This is a genomic window from Micromonospora sp. SL1-18 (assembly GCF_047921505.1).
Lineage (GTDB): Bacteria > Actinomycetota > Actinomycetes > Mycobacteriales > Micromonosporaceae > Micromonospora.
In genome coordinates this window covers 132,125-149,380 of sequence record NZ_JBLROA010000007.1, presented here as the reverse complement: position 1 = coordinate 149,380, position 17,256 = coordinate 132,125, and the positions used below count along the sequence as shown (strand labels likewise).

Sequence of the window (17,256 nt, the reverse complement as noted above, 5' to 3'; positions counted from 1 at the left end):
GCCCTGAAGGGCCGAGCTTGCTCGGTTCGTCAGGGTGGTTGACCAGCCTCAGGAACCTCTGAATGGGAGGTGACTACGTTGTACACAGGTGTGAAGACCCACTCCGGGGTGCTTCCTCAGCTCCGGGCTCTGGAATCCGTGTCAGCAGACACGGCCCCGAGATGCCACGAAACGGGACGCGGACGCCGTACGGCAGCCGGTGTGCGACATGGGCGAGGGGAGACCGGCGTGAGCCGGCGTCACCCGGAACCCGCCTTGGCGGGAACCGGAGCGGGCCGTGAGGCCCACACCCACCCGGTGGTGTTCGTGGTCGACCGACACCACCGTCCGCTCCAACCGTGCACCCCGGCGCGGGCACGCAAGCTGCTCGGCTCCGGGCGGGCGGTGGTGCACCGGCACACCCCGTTCGTGATCCGACTCAAGGACCGTGAGGTCGCCGACTCGCAGGTGGACGGGGTGGAGCTCGGCGTTGACCCGGGTTCGAAGTTCACCGGTATCGCCGTCTTCCGCGCCGACAACACGGTTCGGGCCGGTCTGTTTGCGGTCGAGGTCCGCCATCGGGGTGGGCAGATCCGTGACAAGTTGACCGCTCGCGCCGTATTCCGGCGTGGCCGCCGGTCACGGAACCTGCGTTACCGGGCATCCCGCTTCCTGAACCGCCGCCGCTCGGATGGGTGGTTGGCGCCGTCGCTGCGGCACCGGGTCGACAACACCATGTCCTGGGTTCAGCGGCTGTGTCGGTGGGCACCTGTAACCGGCCTGCATGTGGAGCGGGTCGCGTTCGACACCCAACTGTTGCAGAACCCGAACATCGCCGGGGTCGAGTACCAGCACGGCACCCTACACGGGTACGAGGTCCGCGAGTATCTGCTGGCCAAGTGGGGACGCAAGTGCGCCTACTGCGGCGTGGCCGGGGTGCCGCTGAACATCGACCACATCGTGCCGCGCTCGCGGGGCGGCTCGGACCGGGTGTCGAACCTGACCCTGGCCTGCGTCCCGTGCAACCAGGCAAAGGACGCCATGTCGGTCGACGTCTTCCTCGCGGACCGGCCCTCTGTGCTGGCCCGGATCCGACGCCAAGCGAAACTGCCGCTGGCCGATGCTGCGGCCGTGTCGGCAACCCGGCGGGCGCTGTGGCGGGCGCTGGCCGCCACCGGCCTGCCGGTTGAGGTCGGCACCGGCGGGCGCACCAAATGGAACCGGCACCAGACGGGCGCGCCGAAAACCCACACCCTCGACGCCCTCCACGTCGGGGTCCTCGCTGGCGTGCGGTCCTGTCCGGGGCAGGTGCTGGTCGCCGCCGCGACCGGCCGCGGCTGCTACGCCCGCACCCGCTGCGACCGGCACGGATTTCCCCGGCTGCGGTTGCCAAGGAGTAAATCGGTGTACGGGTTCCAAACCGGCGACCTGGTGCACGCTGTCGTACCCGCCGGTAAGAAGAAGGGCCGGCACGCTGGTCGGGTCGCTGTGCGAACCACCGGGAAGTTCAACATCCGCACCAGCCACGCCCTTTTGCAGGGCATCCATCACCGTCACGTCCGGCTGCTGCAACGGGCTGACGGATGGGCCTACACCCGAGAGGAGGAGCGGCGTTTCCTCCCGGCCCTGAACGGCCGGGTTTCCACGCCGCAACGACGATGATCGCCACCGTGATCGACTCCGCGCCGCGTCGCGCCTCCGGTTCGCTCTTCGGGCTCGCCTACGGCGACGCCCTGGGCAAACCCACCGAGTTCCTCACCGTCGCCGAGATCGTCCGCCGCTACGGCCCGGCCGGCCCTCGGGAGCTGGTCGGCGACCCGGCGCTGGTCACCGACGACACCCAGATGGCGCTCGCCGTCGCCTGGGCGCTGCACGACGCGCCCGCGTACACGCCGGAGGTGGTGGAGCCGCTGCTGCGGCGGCGGTTCCTCGACTGGGCGGTCAGCCCGGACAACAACCGCGCCCCGGGGATGACCTGCCTGCGGGCCTGCGCCGAGCTAGATCGGGGCACCCGCTGGCAGCAGGCGACGGTGGCCGGCTCGAAGGGCTGCGGCGCGAACATGCGGGTCACCCCGGTCGGGCTGCTCGACGTCGACCTCGACACGCTCGCCGGGCTCGCCCAGCTCCAGGCCGGCCTGACCCACGGCCACCCGACCGGGCTGGCGGCCAGCGAGCTGACCGCGTACGCGGTCCGGCTGTTGTGCGACGGCTCCGCGCTCACCGAGCTGCCCGGCCTGCTCGCCGCGCGGGCTCGGGAGCAGCGGACGGTCTACCGGGCCGACTGGCTCGGCGACCTGTGGCAGCGCCCGGGTGAGGCGACGCCGGAGGAGTTCATCGCCCGGGGCTGGGACGAGTGCCTGCGGATCCTCGACCGGCTGGACGCCGCGCTGGCCCGCCCGGACGACGGCGGCGACCCGTGCCGGCTCACCGGGGAGGGCTGGATCGCCGAGGAGGCCCTGGCAACCGCGCTGCTCTGCGCACTACGGCACGCCGACGACCCGGTCGGCGCGCTGGCCCGGGGCGCCACCACGGCCGGCGACTCCGACTCCATCGCCGCCCTCGCCGGCGCCTTCCTCGGCGCCGCCCACGGCATGTCCGCCTGGCCCGCCGCCTGGTCCACCCGCATCGAGCACGCCGACCAGCTCGCTATCCTCGCTACCCCGCACGACTGACCCCGCCCGCCCCCGGCCGGTGACCCGGCGGGTGGTCGCGGCCCGGCCGTCCGGCGCATGCTGGTGTCGCGCGCCTGGTCAGGGCGGGTGGGGGGATGGTTGTCAGCCCCGCCCGCTACCGTGCGGGAGTAGCACGATCACGGGAGGTCGACAGGTGTCCGAAGGCGGCAGCGTGTCCGAGGAAGCGGTTCCCCAGGCGGTCAGCCCCGCGCAGGAGGCGGCGGCGGGCGCCGAGCCGACCCTGGAGGCACTGGAGCGGCACGCCACGTTGGGCCAGGAGCTCACCGAGCACCAGTACCGCTATTACGTGCTCGACGCGCCGACCATCTCCGACGCCGAGTTCGACAAGCAGCTGCGCGAGATGGAGGCGCTCGAGGCGGAATATCCGGCGCTGCGCACCCCCGACTCGCCGACCCAGCGGGTCGGCGGCACCTTCTCCACCGACTTCACCCCGGTCACCCACGCCGAGCGGATGCTCTCGCTGGACAATGCCTTCGCCGACGAGGAGCTGGCCGCCTGGGCAGAGCGGGTCGAGCGGGACGCCGGCGGCCCGGCGCCCTACCTCTGCGAGCTGAAGGTCGACGGCCTGGCCATCAACCTGACCTACGAGAAGGGCCGGCTGGTCCGGGCCGCCACCCGGGGCGACGGGCGCACCGGCGAGGACGTCACCGCCAACGTCCGCAGCATCAAGGGCGTACCGGCCCGGCTGACCCCCGCCGACGACTTCCCGGACGTACCGGAGCTCCTGGAGGTACGCGGCGAGATCTACTTCCCGGTCGCCGCCTTCGCCGACCTCAACGCCGGCCTGGTCGAGCAGGGCAAGGCGCCGTTTGCCAACCCGCGCAACGCCGCCGCCGGCAGCCTGCGCCAGAAGGACCCGCGGATCACCGCCTCCCGGCCGCTGCGCCTGGTGGTGCATGGCATCGGCGCCCGCGACGGCTTCCAGCCGACGGCGCAGTCCGAGTCGTACGCGGCGCTGAAGGCGTGGGGGCTGCCCACCAGCGACCGCTGGCGGGTGGTCCCCGACCTGGCCGGGGTCGCCGACTACATCGCCTACTACGGCAAGCATCGGCACGACGTCGAGCACGAGATCGACGGAGTGGTGGTCAAGGTCGACCCGGTCTCCATCCAGGGCCGGCTCGGCTCGACCAGCCGCGCGCCGCGCTGGGCGATCGCCTTCAAGTACCCGCCGGAGGAGGTGACCACCAAGCTGCTCGACATCGACGTCGAAGTCGGGCGGACTGGTCGGGTGACGCCACGTGCCCTGCTCCAGCCGGTCAAGGTGGCCGGCTCCACCGTCGCGTACGCCACCCTGCACAACGCCCGGGAGGTCGAGCGCAAGGGGGTGCTGATCGGCGACACGGTGGTGCTGCGCAAGGCCGGCGACGTCATTCCCGAGGTGCTTGGCCCGGTGGTCGACCTGCGCCCCGCCGACGCCCGCCCGTTCGTCATGCCCACCACATGCCCGGCCTGCGGCACCCCGCTCGCGCCGGCCAAGGAGGCCGACGTCGACATCCGCTGCCCCAACGCGCGTAACTGCCCGGGCCAGATCCGCGAGCGGGTCTTCTACCTGGCCAACCGCAAGGTGCTCGACATCGAGGCGCTCGGAGAGAAAAGCGCCGCCGCGTTGCTGGACGGCCAGATCATCACCAACGAGGGTGATCTCTTCCACCTCGACGCCGAGCAGCTCGCCCACTCGCCGTTCTTCGTCAACAAGGACGGCAGCCTGGGCAGCAATGCCACCAAGCTGCTGGACAACCTCGCCGTGGCCAAGGAGCGCGACCTGTGGCGGGTGCTGGTCGCGCTCTCCATCCGGCACGTCGGCCCGACCGCGGCGCAGGCCCTCGTCCGGCACTTCCGCTCGATCGAGGCGATCGAGGCGGCCAGCGAGGAGGAGCTGTCCTCGGTGGACGGCGTCGGCCCGACCATCGCCGCCAGCATCAAGGAGTGGTTCGCCGTCGACTGGCACCGCGAGGTGGTGCGCAAGTGGGCCGAGGCCGGCGTGCGGATGGCCGAGGAGGCCGGCGAGGAGGGGCCGCGCCCCCTCGAAGGGCTGACCGTGGTGGTGACCGGCACCCTGGCCGGGTTCAGCCGCGACCAGGCGTCCGAGGCGATCCAGAGCCGGGGCGGCAAGGTCACCGGTTCGGTCTCCAAGAAGACCAGCTTCGTGGTGGTCGGGGACAATCCCGGCTCCAAGGCCGACAAGGCGGCCAGCCTGAAACTGCCGGTCCTCGACGAGGCGGGCTTCCGGGTGCTGCTGGAATCCGGCCCGGAGGCGGCCCGGGAAGTGGCCCACGAGGGCTGAGTACCTGCTCAACGCGTACCTTCACGTGGCCTGATCGCGTATACCAACTTAGTCACGAGTCGACCGGTTCGTGACTGTCGTGGCGGGAATCCAGGCCCGAGGGCGTTTCATTGGCGTACGGCGTGTGGACGGCGCACGCCAGGGCCGTCCCCGGGAGGTGCGATGGAGACCGGCGACCCGCGAAACTCCGTTCCGCCCGGGCGGGGTGCGCCGTTCTTCGGTTACGTCGTCGCGGTCGGCGTCCTGGCCGTGCTCATCTCGGCCGGCCCGCTGGCCGGGCTGCCCGACCGGCTGTCCGACCTGCCGGCCGCGTTCTGGGCCATGGCGGCGCTCGCCGTCGCCTGTGACGCCCGACCATTCCTCCCGCCCGGCCGGCGGCGGACCTCGGCGGTCTTCCCGTCGACCTGCTTCACCTTCGCCATCCTGCTCGGCTGGGGGCTCGGCCCGGCTGTCGCCGTGCAGGCCGTGGCGGTGGCCGTCTCCGGCTGGCGCCTCGGGTACGCCCTGTGGCGGACCGGCTTCAACGCCGCCCAGTACGCCTGCGCGCTCGGCACCGCGTACCTGGTCACCCGGCTCGGTGCCGGCGACCTCTTCCATGGCGGGCAGCTGCACTGGGCGGAAGTCGCGGTGGTGGGCGGCGCTGCCACGGCGTGGTTCGTGGTCAACTACGGCCTGGTCACCTTCGCGATCCGGCTGCGCTTCGGTGCCCGCTGGTGGCCCCGGGTCCGGCTCGGCCTGGGATACGAACTGCTCTCCACCGGCTCGCTGCTGCTGCTCGCCCCGGTGCTGGTCGCCGCCGCTCGCGCCAGCGCCGCACTGATCCCACTGGTGCTGGTGCCGCTGTTCGCCGTCTACCGGATGGCCCGGCTCTCCACCGAGCAGGAGCAGTTGGCCGCGCTCGACCCGCTCACCGGGCTGCCCAACCGCAAGGCGCTGCTGGCCGAGGTGGCCGAGCAGGTGCACCTGCACGCCGAGTGGGCCGCCCGGGGCGAGCCCGACGCCCACCTGGCCCTGCTGCTGCTCGACCTGGACCGGTTCAAGCACGTCAACGACGCCCTTGGGCACGCCGTCGGGGACCGGCTCCTGGTCGAGGTGAGCGCCCGGCTGACCGGCGTGGTGGGCCAGGGCGACCTGGTGGCCCGCCTCGGCGGCGACGAGTTCGCCATCGTCGTACCCCGGCTCACCGGCACCGACCAGGCGCGCGAGCTGGCCGACCGGGTGGTCGCCGCGCTGGCCGAACCGGTCCCGCTGGACGGGCTGCCGCTGGACGTGGGCGGCTCGATCGGCATCGCGATCTTCCCGGAGCACGGCGAGGACTTCGCCACCCTGATGCGCCACGCCGACGTGGCCATGTACGACGCCAAGCACCGCAACGACACCGTCGCCGTGTACGCGGCCGAGTCCGACCACAACTCGGCGGAACGGCTCAGCCTCCTCGCCGACCTGCGCCGCGTACTGGAGACGACATCCGTCGTCGACGGCGAGGAGCCGCCCGGCGTGCGCGGGGGCGACGGCGCCACCCTCGCTCCCGCGCCCGGCCTGACCGGGTCCAGCCGCAACAGCCCGGGCGACGGCGTACCCCGCAACGGTGGCCGCGGCGACGCCCAGTCGGGCGGCGGGTCGGGGCGCTGGCGGCTGCGGCGGCGCGAACGCGTCGAGTTGCCAGACGACGACGAGCTGATCAACCGGATCGTCACCAATGCCGATCCGATCCGCCGCCGGGCCGCCCGCGCCGGGGCCGACGGTCCGTCGGGCGGCGCCGGCCACGGGAACCGGCTGCCGGCGACCTTCGACGGCGGCCACCCCGAGGCCGGGGCGACGCATCGGGCGGCCACGGTGCCTCGCGGCGAGGCCGGGGTCCGGGCGGCCGGCGGTACGGACGACCCGGCCGGGGACCCGGGCGAGATCACGATGTACTACCAGCCGCAGATCGAGATCGCCACCGGTGAGGTGGTCGGGGTCGAGGCGCTGCTGCGCTGGCGGCATCCGCGCCGGGGCATGGTCGACCCGGGGGAGCTGATCCAGGTCGCCGAGCAGAGCGCGGTGATGCGGCTGCTCACCCGGCGGGTGGTGGACGACGTGGTGGAGCAGCTCGCCAAGTGGTCGGCGGCCGGTATCACGCTGCGGGCCGCGCTCAACGTCAGCGTCCGGGACCTGCACACCGGCGAGATCGCCGACCAGATCGCCGACCGACTCTTCGGCTACGGCGTACGCCCGGACCGGCTCCAGGTGGAGATCACCGAGGGTGCCCTGATGGCCGATCCGCGGCGGGTGCTGGCCAGCATCTCCCAACTGCACCGGATCGGCGTCGGCATCGCGCTGGACGACTTCGGCACCGGCTACTCCTCGTTGCAGCACCTGCGCCGGCTGCCGCTGTCCGAGGTCAAGGTGGACCGGTCGTTCGTCCTCGGCATGGCTGAGGACCCGGACGACGCGGCGATCGTCCGGTCGATGATCGAGCTGGCCGGAGCGCTCGGGCTGCGGGTGGTGGCCGAGGGCGTGGAGGACGAGCGGACCTGGCGGCTGCTCCACGCCGCCGGCTGCGAGGTGGCCCAGGGCTGGTTCCACGCCCGGCCGATGCCGGCCGGGGAGCTCGTCACCTGGCTGGCCCGGTACCGGCCGATCCGCCCCGTGGTGACCGCCGATGCCGAAGGTGATGGCCGGGGAGCCGAAGGCACCGCCGGAGGGCCCGACACATAGACTCGGGCACGTCACCACCTGCGCGGCACGCGGGCAGGTCGGCACGTAGCACTCAGCCAGGAAGGGGTCGTCATGGCCGCCATCTCCCGCGAGGAGGTCGCGCATCTCGCGCGACTGTCGCGGCTCGCCGTCACCGAGGAGGAGCTGGACACCTTCGCCGGCCAGCTCGACGTGATCCTCCAGTCGGTCGCCCAGGTCGGCGAGGTCGCCGCGGCGGACATCCCGCCGACCTCCCACTCGGTTCCGCTGACCAACGTCCTCCGCGAGGACGTGGTGACGCCGTGCCTGACCCCGCAGGAGGCGCTGTCGGGTGCGCCCGACGCCGAGGAGCAGCGGTTCCGCGTCCCGCGGATCCTGGACGAGGATGTGGCGTCATGAGCGAGCGGAGCGAGCGAATCATCAGGCTCAGCGCGGTGGTGCCTCATGGCGGCACGGAGCGAAGCGGAGTGTCGGCATGAGCGACCTGACCAGACTGACGGCGAGCGAGATCGCGGGGCTCGTGGCGAGCGGGGAGACCTCCGCGGTCGAGGTGACCCGGGCCCACCTGGACCGGATCGCCGCCGTCGACGACCGCGTGCACGCCTTCCTGCACGTCGGCACCGAGGGCGCGCTGGCCGCCGCCCGTACGGTCGACGAGCGCCGGGCCGCCGGTGAGGAACTGGGCCCCCTCGCGGGTGTGCCGGTCGCCGTGAAGGACGTGCTCACCACCAAGGGTGTGCCGACCACCGTCGGGTCGAAGATCCTGGAGGGCTGGCGCCCGCCGTACGACGCGACGATCGTGCGGCGGCTGCGCGACGCGGGCACGGTGATGCTCGGCAAGACCAACATGGACGAGTTCGCCATGGGCTCCTCCACGGAATACTCCGCGTACGGCCCGACCCGTAACCCCTGGGACCTCGACCGCATTCCGGGCGGCTCCGGCGGCGGCAGCGCCGCGGCCCTGGCCGCGTACGAGGCACCGCTGTCGATCGGCTCGGACACCGGTGGCTCGATCCGTCAGCCGGGCGCGGTCACCGGCACGGTCGGCGCGAAGCCCACGTACGGCGGCACCTCCCGGTACGGGCTGGTCGCGTTCTCCTCGTCGCTGGACACCCCCGGCCCGTGCGCCCGTACCGTGCTCGACGCCGCGCTGCTGCACCAGGTGATCGGCGGCCACGACCCGCGCGACTCCACCTCGATCCCGGCCGCGGTGCCGGACATGGTCGGCGCCGCGCGGCTCGGCGCCACCGGCGACCTGGCCGGCGTCAAGCTCGGCGTGGTCACCGAGTTCACCGGCGAGGGCGCCGAACCGGGCGTGATGGCCGCGTTCCGGGACTCGGTCGAGAGGCTGGCCAAGCTGGGCGCCGAGATCGTCGAGATCTCCTGCCCGCACTTCAAGTACGCGCTGCCGGCCTACTACCTGATCGCGCCGAGCGAGTGCTCCTCCAACCTGGCCCGGTTCGACGGTGTCCGGTTCGGCCTGCGGGTCGGCGACGACGGCAACCGGTCGCTGGAGGAGGTCATGTCGTTGACCCGCGAGGCCGGTTTCGGCCCCGAGGTCAAGCGGCGCATCATGATCGGCACGTACGCGCTCTCCTCCGGCTACTACGACGCCTACTACGGGCAGGCGCAGAAGGTCCGCACCCTGATCACCCGGGACTTCACGTCGGCGTTCGAGCAGGTGGACGCGCTGATTTCGCCGACCACGCCGTTCGTGGCGTTCCCGATCGGGGCGCGCACCTCCGACCCGTACCAGATGTACCTGGCCGACCTGTTCACCATCCCGGCGAACCTGTACGGCGGGCCGGCCATCTCGGTCCCGTGTGGCGTTTCCGAGGGGCTTCCGGTCGGTCTCCAGATCATGGCTCCGACGATGGCCGACGACCGGATGTACCGGGTCGCCGCCGCCCTGGAGTCCGCGGTCGGCACGTTCACCCCGCCCGCGCTCTGAGGCACACGCACTGCCGGCCGGCGTCGACGGGAGTCTTCCGTCGACGCCGGCCTTACCTTTCGGAGTCGAGCCGCGATGCGAATCGGCGACACGCGCTCACCGTTCGGTCAATTACGCCTCGCCACTGGTCCTGATTGGATAGCGTCTGTTTCCGCTGGTGATCAATAGTGGCGTTGTCGACCAATTCCTGGACGGGCGATGAAGAAGCTGCGGCCGATAATGTTTTTCTCGGTGCTCATGGTGCTGCTTTTCGGCACGGCGCAGCCGGCGGCTGCGGCGACCATCACCGTCACCTCCGGTCCGCCGGCTTCCCCGGTGACCGCGTACGAGGCGTACCCGACGCACACGTTCACGGCGTCCGGCGGTACCGCGCCGTACGCCGTGTCGCTGCTGTCGGGTGCGTTGCCGGTGGGGATGGCGTTGTCGTTGGCAACGGGGACGTTGTCGGGTACGCCGACCGACCCGGGTGAGTACACGTTCGGCATCCGAATGACGGACGCGAACGGCGACTTCGCCGATCAGAACGTGACCGTCAAGGTGGTGGCACCGACGATCACCATCACCTCGGGCAAGCCCGCTTCCCCGGTCACCGCCTACGAGCCGTACCCGACGCACACCTTCACGGCGTCGGGTGGCACCGCTCCGCACAGCGTTGCGCTGCGGTCGGGTTCGTTGCCGGTGGGGATGGCGTTGTCGTTGGCAACGGGGACGTTGTCGGGTACGCCGACCGATCCGGGCAGCTACACGTTCGGCGTCCGGGTGCTCGACAAGAACGGTTTCTTCGCCGACCAGGACGTGACCATCGAGGTGGTGGCACCCAAGATCACCATCACCTCGGGGACCCCCACCTCGCCCTGGTACACCGGCCAGCAGTACCCGACGCACACGTTCAAGGCGAAGGGGGGCACCGAGCCGCACAGCGCTGCGCTGCGGTCGGGTTCGTTGCCGGTGGGGATGGCGTTGTCGTTGGCAACGGGGACGTTGTCGGGTACGCCGACCGATCCGGGCAGCTACACCTTCGGGATTCGGATGCTGGACAAGAACGGCTTCTACGCCGACCAGGACGTCACCATCGTCATCGCCGATCCGGCCACCACCATCACCTCCGGGGAGCCGCCCAAGGGCACGGTCGGTGAGGCGTACTTGTTCCCGTTCACCGCTACCGGTGACTCCAACATCACGTTCAGCGTGGCCGCCGGCGACCTGCCTGATGGGCTTGACCTTGGCACGGACGGCGTGCTCAATGGTACTCCCGAGGCCGAGGGCAGCTTCACCTTCACGGTCAAGGCAACCGGCACGGCGTCGAGCGCCACGGCCGAGGTGACCGTCGTCATCGGCGCGGCCCCCGTCACGCCGACGCCGACCTCACCGACGGCGACGCCGACGTCGACCTCGCCGGCACCGGGCACGCCGAGCACGGCGACGCCGTCGGCCACGGCCGGGGCCGGGCTTCCGGTCACCGGATCGAACCTGGCCACCATGCTGCTGCTGGGCGTCGCCGCGATCGCCATCGGTGGGATGGTCCTCCTCGCGGTCCACGTTCGCCGCCAGCGCTTCACGGCGGGTGGGTGACGCCCGACGAGGCGGGTCGTGAAGATGGGCGGTGCGGGTTCAGGCCAGGCCTTGGCGCCCGGCCTGTAGCCCGGCCTGGAAGCGGGTACGGGCACCGAGCGCGGCCAGCAGGGCGGCCGAGCGCCACCTCCCACGACGGCATCACCGGCCTCGCCTTCAGCCCGGTCGACCCGCAGGTGATGTACCTCGGGGTGGTCGAGGAGCGCTGACCTCGGGCCCGCCCGGGAGTCGCTCCCCGGGCGTCCAGGGCGGAATCGAGGACACGCACCGGCCTGGGTGGAAACCCGGGCGAGGTGACCGCCGCCGGCCCGACTAGGCTGGAACGGTTCCGTCCGGATCGCGCCTGGAGCTCAGATGACGACGACACTGCCCGCGTACGACGAGGTCGTCGCGCGCTTCGAACCGGTGATCGGCCTGGAGACCCACGTCGAGCTGGGCACGAACACCAAGATGTTCTGCGGCTGCCCGACAGACTTCGGTGGCGAGCCGAACACCCGGGTCTGCCCGGTCTGCCTGGGCCTGCCCGGCTCGCTGCCGGTGGCAAACAAGGCCGCCATCGAGGCGACCATCCGGATCGGGCTGGCGTTGAACTGCTCGATTGCCGAGTGGTGCCGGTTCGCCCGGAAGAACTACTTCTACCCGGACATGCCGAAGAACTTCCAGATCAGCCAGTACGACGAGCCGCTCTGCGTCGACGGCTACCTGGACGTCGAGATCAACGGCGAGACGGTGCGGATCGGCATCGAGCGGGTGCACCTGGAGGAGGACACCGGCAAGACGCTGCACGTCGGCGGCGCCACCGGCCGGATCCACGGCGCGACCGAGTCGCTGGTCGACTACAACCGGGCGGGCATCCCCCTGGTCGAGATCGTCACCAAGCCGATCCCCGGCACCGGCGCGCTCGCGCCGGAGGTGGCTCGGGCGTACGTGACCGAGCTGCGTGACGTGATCCGCTCGCTGGGCGTCTCCGACGTCCGGATGGAGGAGGGCTCGCTGCGCTGCGACGTCAACACCTCGCTGAACCTGCCGGGCGAGGAGTGGGGCACCCGCACCGAGACCAAGAACGTCAACTCCCTGCGCTCGGTGGAGCGGGCGGTCCGCTCGGAGATGCTGCGCCAGGCCGCGGTGCTCGACGCCGGCGGCAAGATCACCCAGGAGACCCGGCACTTCCACGAGGACACCGGGGACACTACGCCCGGCCGGTCCAAGGAGACCGCCACCGACTACCGGTATTTCCCGGAGCCGGACCTGGTCCCGCTCGCGCCGGACCCGGCCTGGGTGGTTGAGCTGAAGGCCGCCCTGCCGGAGCTGCCGCGACTGCGGCGCAAGCGGTTCCAGCAGGAGTGGGGCCTGTCCGACCTCGACATGCAGTCGGTGGTCAACGCCGGCGCGGTCGAGCTGATCGAGGCCACCGTGGCCGCCGGGGCCACCCCGGCCGCGGCCCGCAAGTGGTGGCTGGGCGAGCTGTCCCGGCGAGCCAACGAGACCGGCGTGGAGCTGGCCGACGTCGGGGCCACCCCGGCGCAGGTCGCCGAGCTGCAGAGCCTGGTCGACGCGGGCAAGCTCAACGACAAGTTGGCCCGTACCGTCCTGGAGGGCGTGGTGGCCGGCGAGGGCTCGCCGACCGAGATCATGACCAACCGGAACCTGGAGGTCGTCTCCGACACCGGCGCGCTCACCGCCGCCGTGGACGAGGCGATCGCCGCCAACCCGGACGTCGCCGACAAGATCCGCGGCGGCAAGGTCGCCGCGGCCGGTGCCCTGGTGGGCGCGGTCATGAAGACCACCCGCGGCCAGGCGGACGCCAAGACCGTCCGCGAGCTGATCCTGGAGCGCCTCGGCGTCCAGGGCTGAGATGCAAGGAAGGGCCCCTGTTAACGCCTGCCGCACAGCAGGAGCCCCTCTCAACACCCCAACCAAAGGCCGCCGTCGTGACCCGGCGGCGGCCTTCGAGCATCCTTACGAGTACGCGCGCGATCCGCGCATCCTCTCGCGTGGGCGTCAACGGCGACGCCCGGATGGAGTCACCGTGAACCAGCACGACCTCGACGTCCTTGACGAGATCCAGCGGCGGGTGCTCTGGCTCGCCACCCGCATCGTGGACGCGGCCAACCACGACCGGAACACCGGCGACGGGGTGAAGGTCGGCGGCCACCAGGCGTCCAGCGCCTCCCTGGTCACCGCGATGACCGCGCTCTGGTTCGCCCACCTGCGGGGCGAGGACCGGGTCGCGGTCAAGCCGCACGCCTCCCCGGTCTTCCACGCCATCCAGTACCTGCTCGGCAACCTGGACCGGTCGTACCTGCCGAAGCTGCGGGCGCGCGGCGGGCTGCAGTCGTACCCGTCGCGGACCAAGGACCCGGACGAGGTGGACTTCTCCACCGGCTCGGTCGGCCTGGGCGCCGCCGCGCCGCTGTTCGCCGCGGTCACCCGGCGCTACGTCGACGCGCACTTCGGCGAGCGTCCGCGCTCCCGCTTCATCGCCATCATCGGCGACGCCGAGCTGGACGAGGGCAACATCTGGGAGGCCGTCGCCGACCCGGCCACCGCCGGCCTGGGCAACGTGATGTGGTTGGTCGACTTCAACCGCCAGTCGCTGGACCGGGTCGTCCCGGGCATCCGGATCAACCAGTGGCGCGGCCAGTTCGAGGCCGCCGGCTGGCACGTCGTCGAGGTCAAGTACGGCCGCAAGCTCGCCGAGGCGTACGCCCGGCCGGGTGGCGAGGCGCTGCGGGACTGGATCGACCGGATGCCGAACGAGCAGTACCAGTCGCTGTTCGGGCTGGCCGGCCCGGCCCTGCGTAAGCAGTTCCTCGACGGCGCGCCGGCCGAGGTGTCCGCCTTCGTCGCCGACATCCCCGACGACGAGTTGGGCCCGCTCGTCACCGACCTCGGCGGCCACGACCTGACGGCCATGCTCGACGCGTACGCCCAGTGCGACGCGGTCACCGACCGGCCCAGCGTGGTCTTCGCGTACACCGTCAAGGGGTGGGGGCTGCCGATCGCCGGCAACCCGCGCAACCACTCCGCGCTGCTCACCACCGAGCAGGTCGACGCGCTGCGTGCCGCGCACGGCCTGACGGCCGAGACCGAGTGGGACCGCATCGACCCGGCGTCCCCGGCCGGCATCCAGGCCGGCGAGCGCCGGGAGGCGCTGTCCCGCGCGCCGCGCGAGCGGGCGCTGGGGGTCACCGTCCCGGAAACCACCAAGGTACGAGTGAACAAGCCCGTCTCCACCCAGGAGGTCTTCGGCCGGGTGCTGGTCGACCTGGCCCGGGAACCGCAGGTGGCGCCCTACCTGGTCACCACCGCGCCGGACGTGGCCACCTCGACCAACCTGGCCGGGTTCATCAACAAGACCGGCGTGTTCGCCCCCACCGCGCAGCGTTCCTGGACCGAGGACCGGATGCTGCGCTGGACGGAGAGCCCCGCGGGCCAGCACATCGAGCTGGGCATCTCCGAGATGAACCTGTTCCTGCTGCTCGGCCAGCTCGGCCTGTCGTGGGACCTGTCCGGGCAGCCGCTGCTGCCGGTCGGCACGGTCTACGACCCGTTCGTGCTGCGCGGCCTGGACGCCTTCCTCTACGGCACCTACTCCGGCTCCCGGTTCGTGGTCGCCGGCACCCCGTCCGGCATCACCCTCGCCCCGGAGGGCGGCGCCCACCAGTCCACCATCACCGCCTCGGTCGGCCTGGAGCTGCCCGGCGTCACCTTCCTCGAGCCCGCGTACGCCGGCAGCCTCGACTGGCTGCTCTGCGACGCGCTCGGCCAGATCGCCGGGGGATCCGCGCCCGCCGCCACCGCCGCGCCGGCCGAGGACGGGGCGTACTACTTCCGGCTCAGCACCCGCCCGATCGACCAGGCGCCGTTCGAGGCGGCCCGGGCTCGGATCGGCGACGCGGTGCTGCGCCGGCAGGTGGTCGCCGGGGCGTACCGGCTGGTGGACGCGCACGAGGCGTACCCGCACCTGGCGGACGCCCCGGTCGTGCAGCTCGCCGCCTCCGGCGCGGTGCTGCCCGAGGTCCTCGCCGCCGCCGCCGAGCTGGCGGAGGAGGGCATCGCCGCGCACGTGGTCGACGTGACGAGCCTGGACCGGCTCTACCGGGCCTGGCAGCGGACCCTGCGCCAGGGCGTACGCACGGCGACCGTGCCGAGCGTGCCCGGCGCGCTGCGGTCCGCCTTCGCCGACCGGGCACCGGTGGTGACCGTGCACGACGCCGCCTCGCACGCGATGGCCTGGCTCGGCTCGGCCCTCGGCGCCCCGGCGGTGCCGCTGGGGGTGGACGAGTTCGGCCAGTCCGGCAGCGTCCAGGAGCTGTACGAGCTGCACGACCTGCTGCCCGGCAGCATCGTCAACGCCGCCCTGGCCGCGCTCTCGCTGCGCTGAGGCGCTCCGCCACCCGCCGGGTGGTTCCTCGCGCCTGCGGGGAGCCGCCCGGCGCGTGGCAGCGGATGGCGGTGGCGCGGGTCAGCGGGTGGCGGTGGCGGTCGGGGCGGGCGATTCCGGCCCGCCCCGGGTGGGCGTCGGGGTGACCGGCACCGGGGCACCCTTCTCCGGCTCCCTGATCACGTGCCGTTCCAGGTTGACCTGCGACTGGCCGGTGCCGCCCACGGTGATCTCGTCGTACGCCTGGAGCATCTTCTGCTGGTCGAAGTAGAGCACCGTCATCGTCAGCGGGGTGGGCTTCTCACCCTCCAGGCCACGCAGCCCGGCACCGCCGGTGGAGCCCTCCACCATGAGCGTGGTCGGATCCTTGTCCGGTGCCTGCGGCAGCTTGAACACCTGCCGTTCGTGCATGTGCCCGGCCAGCACCAGCGGGCAGGTGCCGGAGAGCGGCCCGGCCGAGGCCGGGTCGTGCACCAGTGCGATGTTCACCTTGGTCGGCGAGTTCTGCACGGTGGTGGCGAGCTTCTCCCCGGAGCCGATGATCTGGTCGGCGACCTGGGTGGTGAGCCCGCTGCCGGCTGGCGACGTCTCCTTGTCGGGGGTGAACCGCGGGTCGCCGATGCCGGCGATGGTCAGCCCGGACACCGTGGTCGTCGAGTTGTCCAGCACGATCGCGTTCGGCTGGTCGGCCACCGCCGCGGCCGTCCGCGGCGAGTCGTGGTTGCCGCGGATGTAGACGTACGGCTTCTTGAGCAGGCCGATCGAGCCGACGTACGACGCCTCCGGCTCGCTGCCCCAGTCGGTGATGTCGCCGGTGTCGATCACCACGTCGATGCCGAACTGGTCGACGATGGTCCGGATCAGCGACCAGCCGGTCGGGTTGAGGTGCATGTCGGAGACGTGCAGCACCCGGGTGGTGCCGGGGGCCGGCTCGTACACCGGCAGCGCCGAGACGGTGGTGTAGAGCTTGCTCATGTTCCCGACCATCCGCTGGAGCTGGTCGGCGTACTTGGTGTAGTCGTTGGCGATCCGTCGCGCGTCGCCGACGATCGCCGGCGCGTTGACCAGCAGCCCCTCGTAGCGGGGCTCATCGATCGACTGCGGGCGGACGGTGGCGGCGGCCAGCCCGAGGCTGCCCGCGGTGATCATCAGCGCCAGACCACCGGCCCATGCCGTCCGGCGTACGTTCCGGAAGGCCAGCCCGGCCAGCAGCAGGGTGGCCAGCACCGCCGAGGCGAGCGTCTTGAGCCCGAGACGCATCACGCCGGCGCGGACGTCCTCGACGGCGGACTGGCTGGCCCGGCTGATGCTCGCCGGGTCGTCGATCAACTTCTCGGTGCGGCCCTGGTCCAGCGAGCCCAGCTTCACCGTCAGGTAGGCCGGCCCGCTGTGGCTGTCCAGCTGCAGGGAGCCCAGTGGCGGCACGTCGATGGTGGTGCCCCCGCCCAGCGACGGGCTCAGGCTGAGTTCCGCGCGGAACGGCCCGATGTCGGTGCCCTGGTGCCCACCGGCGTACGTGCCGGCGACGACCCCGGCCAGGGTGACCCCGAGCACGGCGAGCACGATGCCGAGCCGGCGCAGCCCGGCGAGCCACCACTCGGGCCGCGGCCTGCGGAACGCCCAGCGGCGGGCGCGGTCGTTCTCCGGGACTGCCTCGTCCCCGGTGCTGCGTTGCTCGTTCTCCTGACCGTCCATAATCCTGACCTGCCCA

At 72.1% G+C, this 17,256-nt stretch carries 10 protein-coding genes; 9 read left to right on the top strand and 1 reads right to left on the bottom strand.

All coding sequences use genetic code 11. The features are described from left to right. The first annotated feature begins 228 nt into the window (after positions 1 to 228). From iscB to ACNAW0_RS05260, 9 genes are all read left to right on the top strand, one after another. On the top strand, positions 229 to 1,641 hold the full coding sequence (iscB, locus tag ACNAW0_RS05300) for an RNA-guided endonuclease IscB (RefSeq protein WP_416286566.1): 1,413 nt from the start codon (positions 229 to 231) through the stop codon (positions 1,639 to 1,641). Continuing rightward, the gene (locus tag ACNAW0_RS05295) at positions 1,638 to 2,651 is read left to right on the top strand and encodes an ADP-ribosylglycohydrolase family protein (RefSeq protein WP_416286565.1); all 1,014 of its coding nucleotides are present in this window, start codon (positions 1,638 to 1,640) and stop codon (positions 2,649 to 2,651) included. The genes iscB and ACNAW0_RS05295 overlap by 4 nt, the downstream gene beginning before the upstream one ends. A gap of 172 nt (positions 2,652 to 2,823) precedes the next feature. Next, positions 2,824 to 4,956, top strand: coding sequence for an NAD-dependent DNA ligase LigA (gene ligA, locus ACNAW0_RS05290; protein WP_416286564.1), 2,133 nt, complete (start codon positions 2,824 to 2,826; stop codon positions 4,954 to 4,956). A 162-nt stretch (positions 4,957 to 5,118) separates the two neighbouring features. Further along, the gene (locus tag ACNAW0_RS05285) at positions 5,119 to 7,656 is read left to right on the top strand and encodes a putative bifunctional diguanylate cyclase/phosphodiesterase (RefSeq protein ID WP_416286563.1); all 2,538 of its coding nucleotides are present in this window, start codon (positions 5,119 to 5,121) and stop codon (positions 7,654 to 7,656) included. A 72-nt stretch (positions 7,657 to 7,728) separates the two neighbouring features. Then, the gene (gene gatC / locus ACNAW0_RS05280) at positions 7,729 to 8,034 is read left to right on the top strand and encodes an Asp-tRNA(Asn)/Glu-tRNA(Gln) amidotransferase subunit GatC (RefSeq protein WP_091268917.1); all 306 of its coding nucleotides are present in this window, start codon (positions 7,729 to 7,731) and stop codon (positions 8,032 to 8,034) included. 76 nt (positions 8,035 to 8,110) lie between these two features. Continuing rightward, positions 8,111 to 9,586, top strand: coding sequence for an Asp-tRNA(Asn)/Glu-tRNA(Gln) amidotransferase subunit GatA (gene gatA, locus ACNAW0_RS05275; protein ID WP_416286562.1), 1,476 nt, complete (start codon positions 8,111 to 8,113; stop codon positions 9,584 to 9,586). 198 nt (positions 9,587 to 9,784) lie between these two features. Beyond that, positions 9,785 to 11,158, top strand: a complete 1,374-nt coding sequence (locus ACNAW0_RS05270) for an Ig domain-containing protein (protein WP_416286561.1) — start codon at positions 9,785 to 9,787, stop codon at positions 11,156 to 11,158. 354 nt (positions 11,159 to 11,512) lie between these two features. After that, complete coding sequence (gene gatB, locus ACNAW0_RS05265) at positions 11,513 to 13,012, top strand: Asp-tRNA(Asn)/Glu-tRNA(Gln) amidotransferase subunit GatB (RefSeq protein WP_416286560.1); 1,500 nt, start codon at positions 11,513 to 11,515, stop codon at positions 13,010 to 13,012. A gap of 175 nt (positions 13,013 to 13,187) precedes the next feature. Next, the gene (locus tag ACNAW0_RS05260; RefSeq protein WP_416286559.1) at positions 13,188 to 15,545 is read left to right on the top strand and encodes a transketolase-like TK C-terminal-containing protein; all 2,358 of its coding nucleotides are present in this window, start codon (positions 13,188 to 13,190) and stop codon (positions 15,543 to 15,545) included. 81 nt (positions 15,546 to 15,626) lie between these two features. Here the strand turns inward: ACNAW0_RS05260 and ACNAW0_RS05255 are convergent, their stop codons facing one another. Continuing rightward, the gene (locus ACNAW0_RS05255; protein ID WP_416286558.1) at positions 15,627 to 17,240 is read right to left on the bottom strand and encodes a metallophosphoesterase family protein; all 1,614 of its coding nucleotides are present in this window, start codon (positions 17,238 to 17,240) and stop codon (positions 15,627 to 15,629) included. Between the last annotated feature and the right edge of the window lie 16 nt (positions 17,241 to 17,256).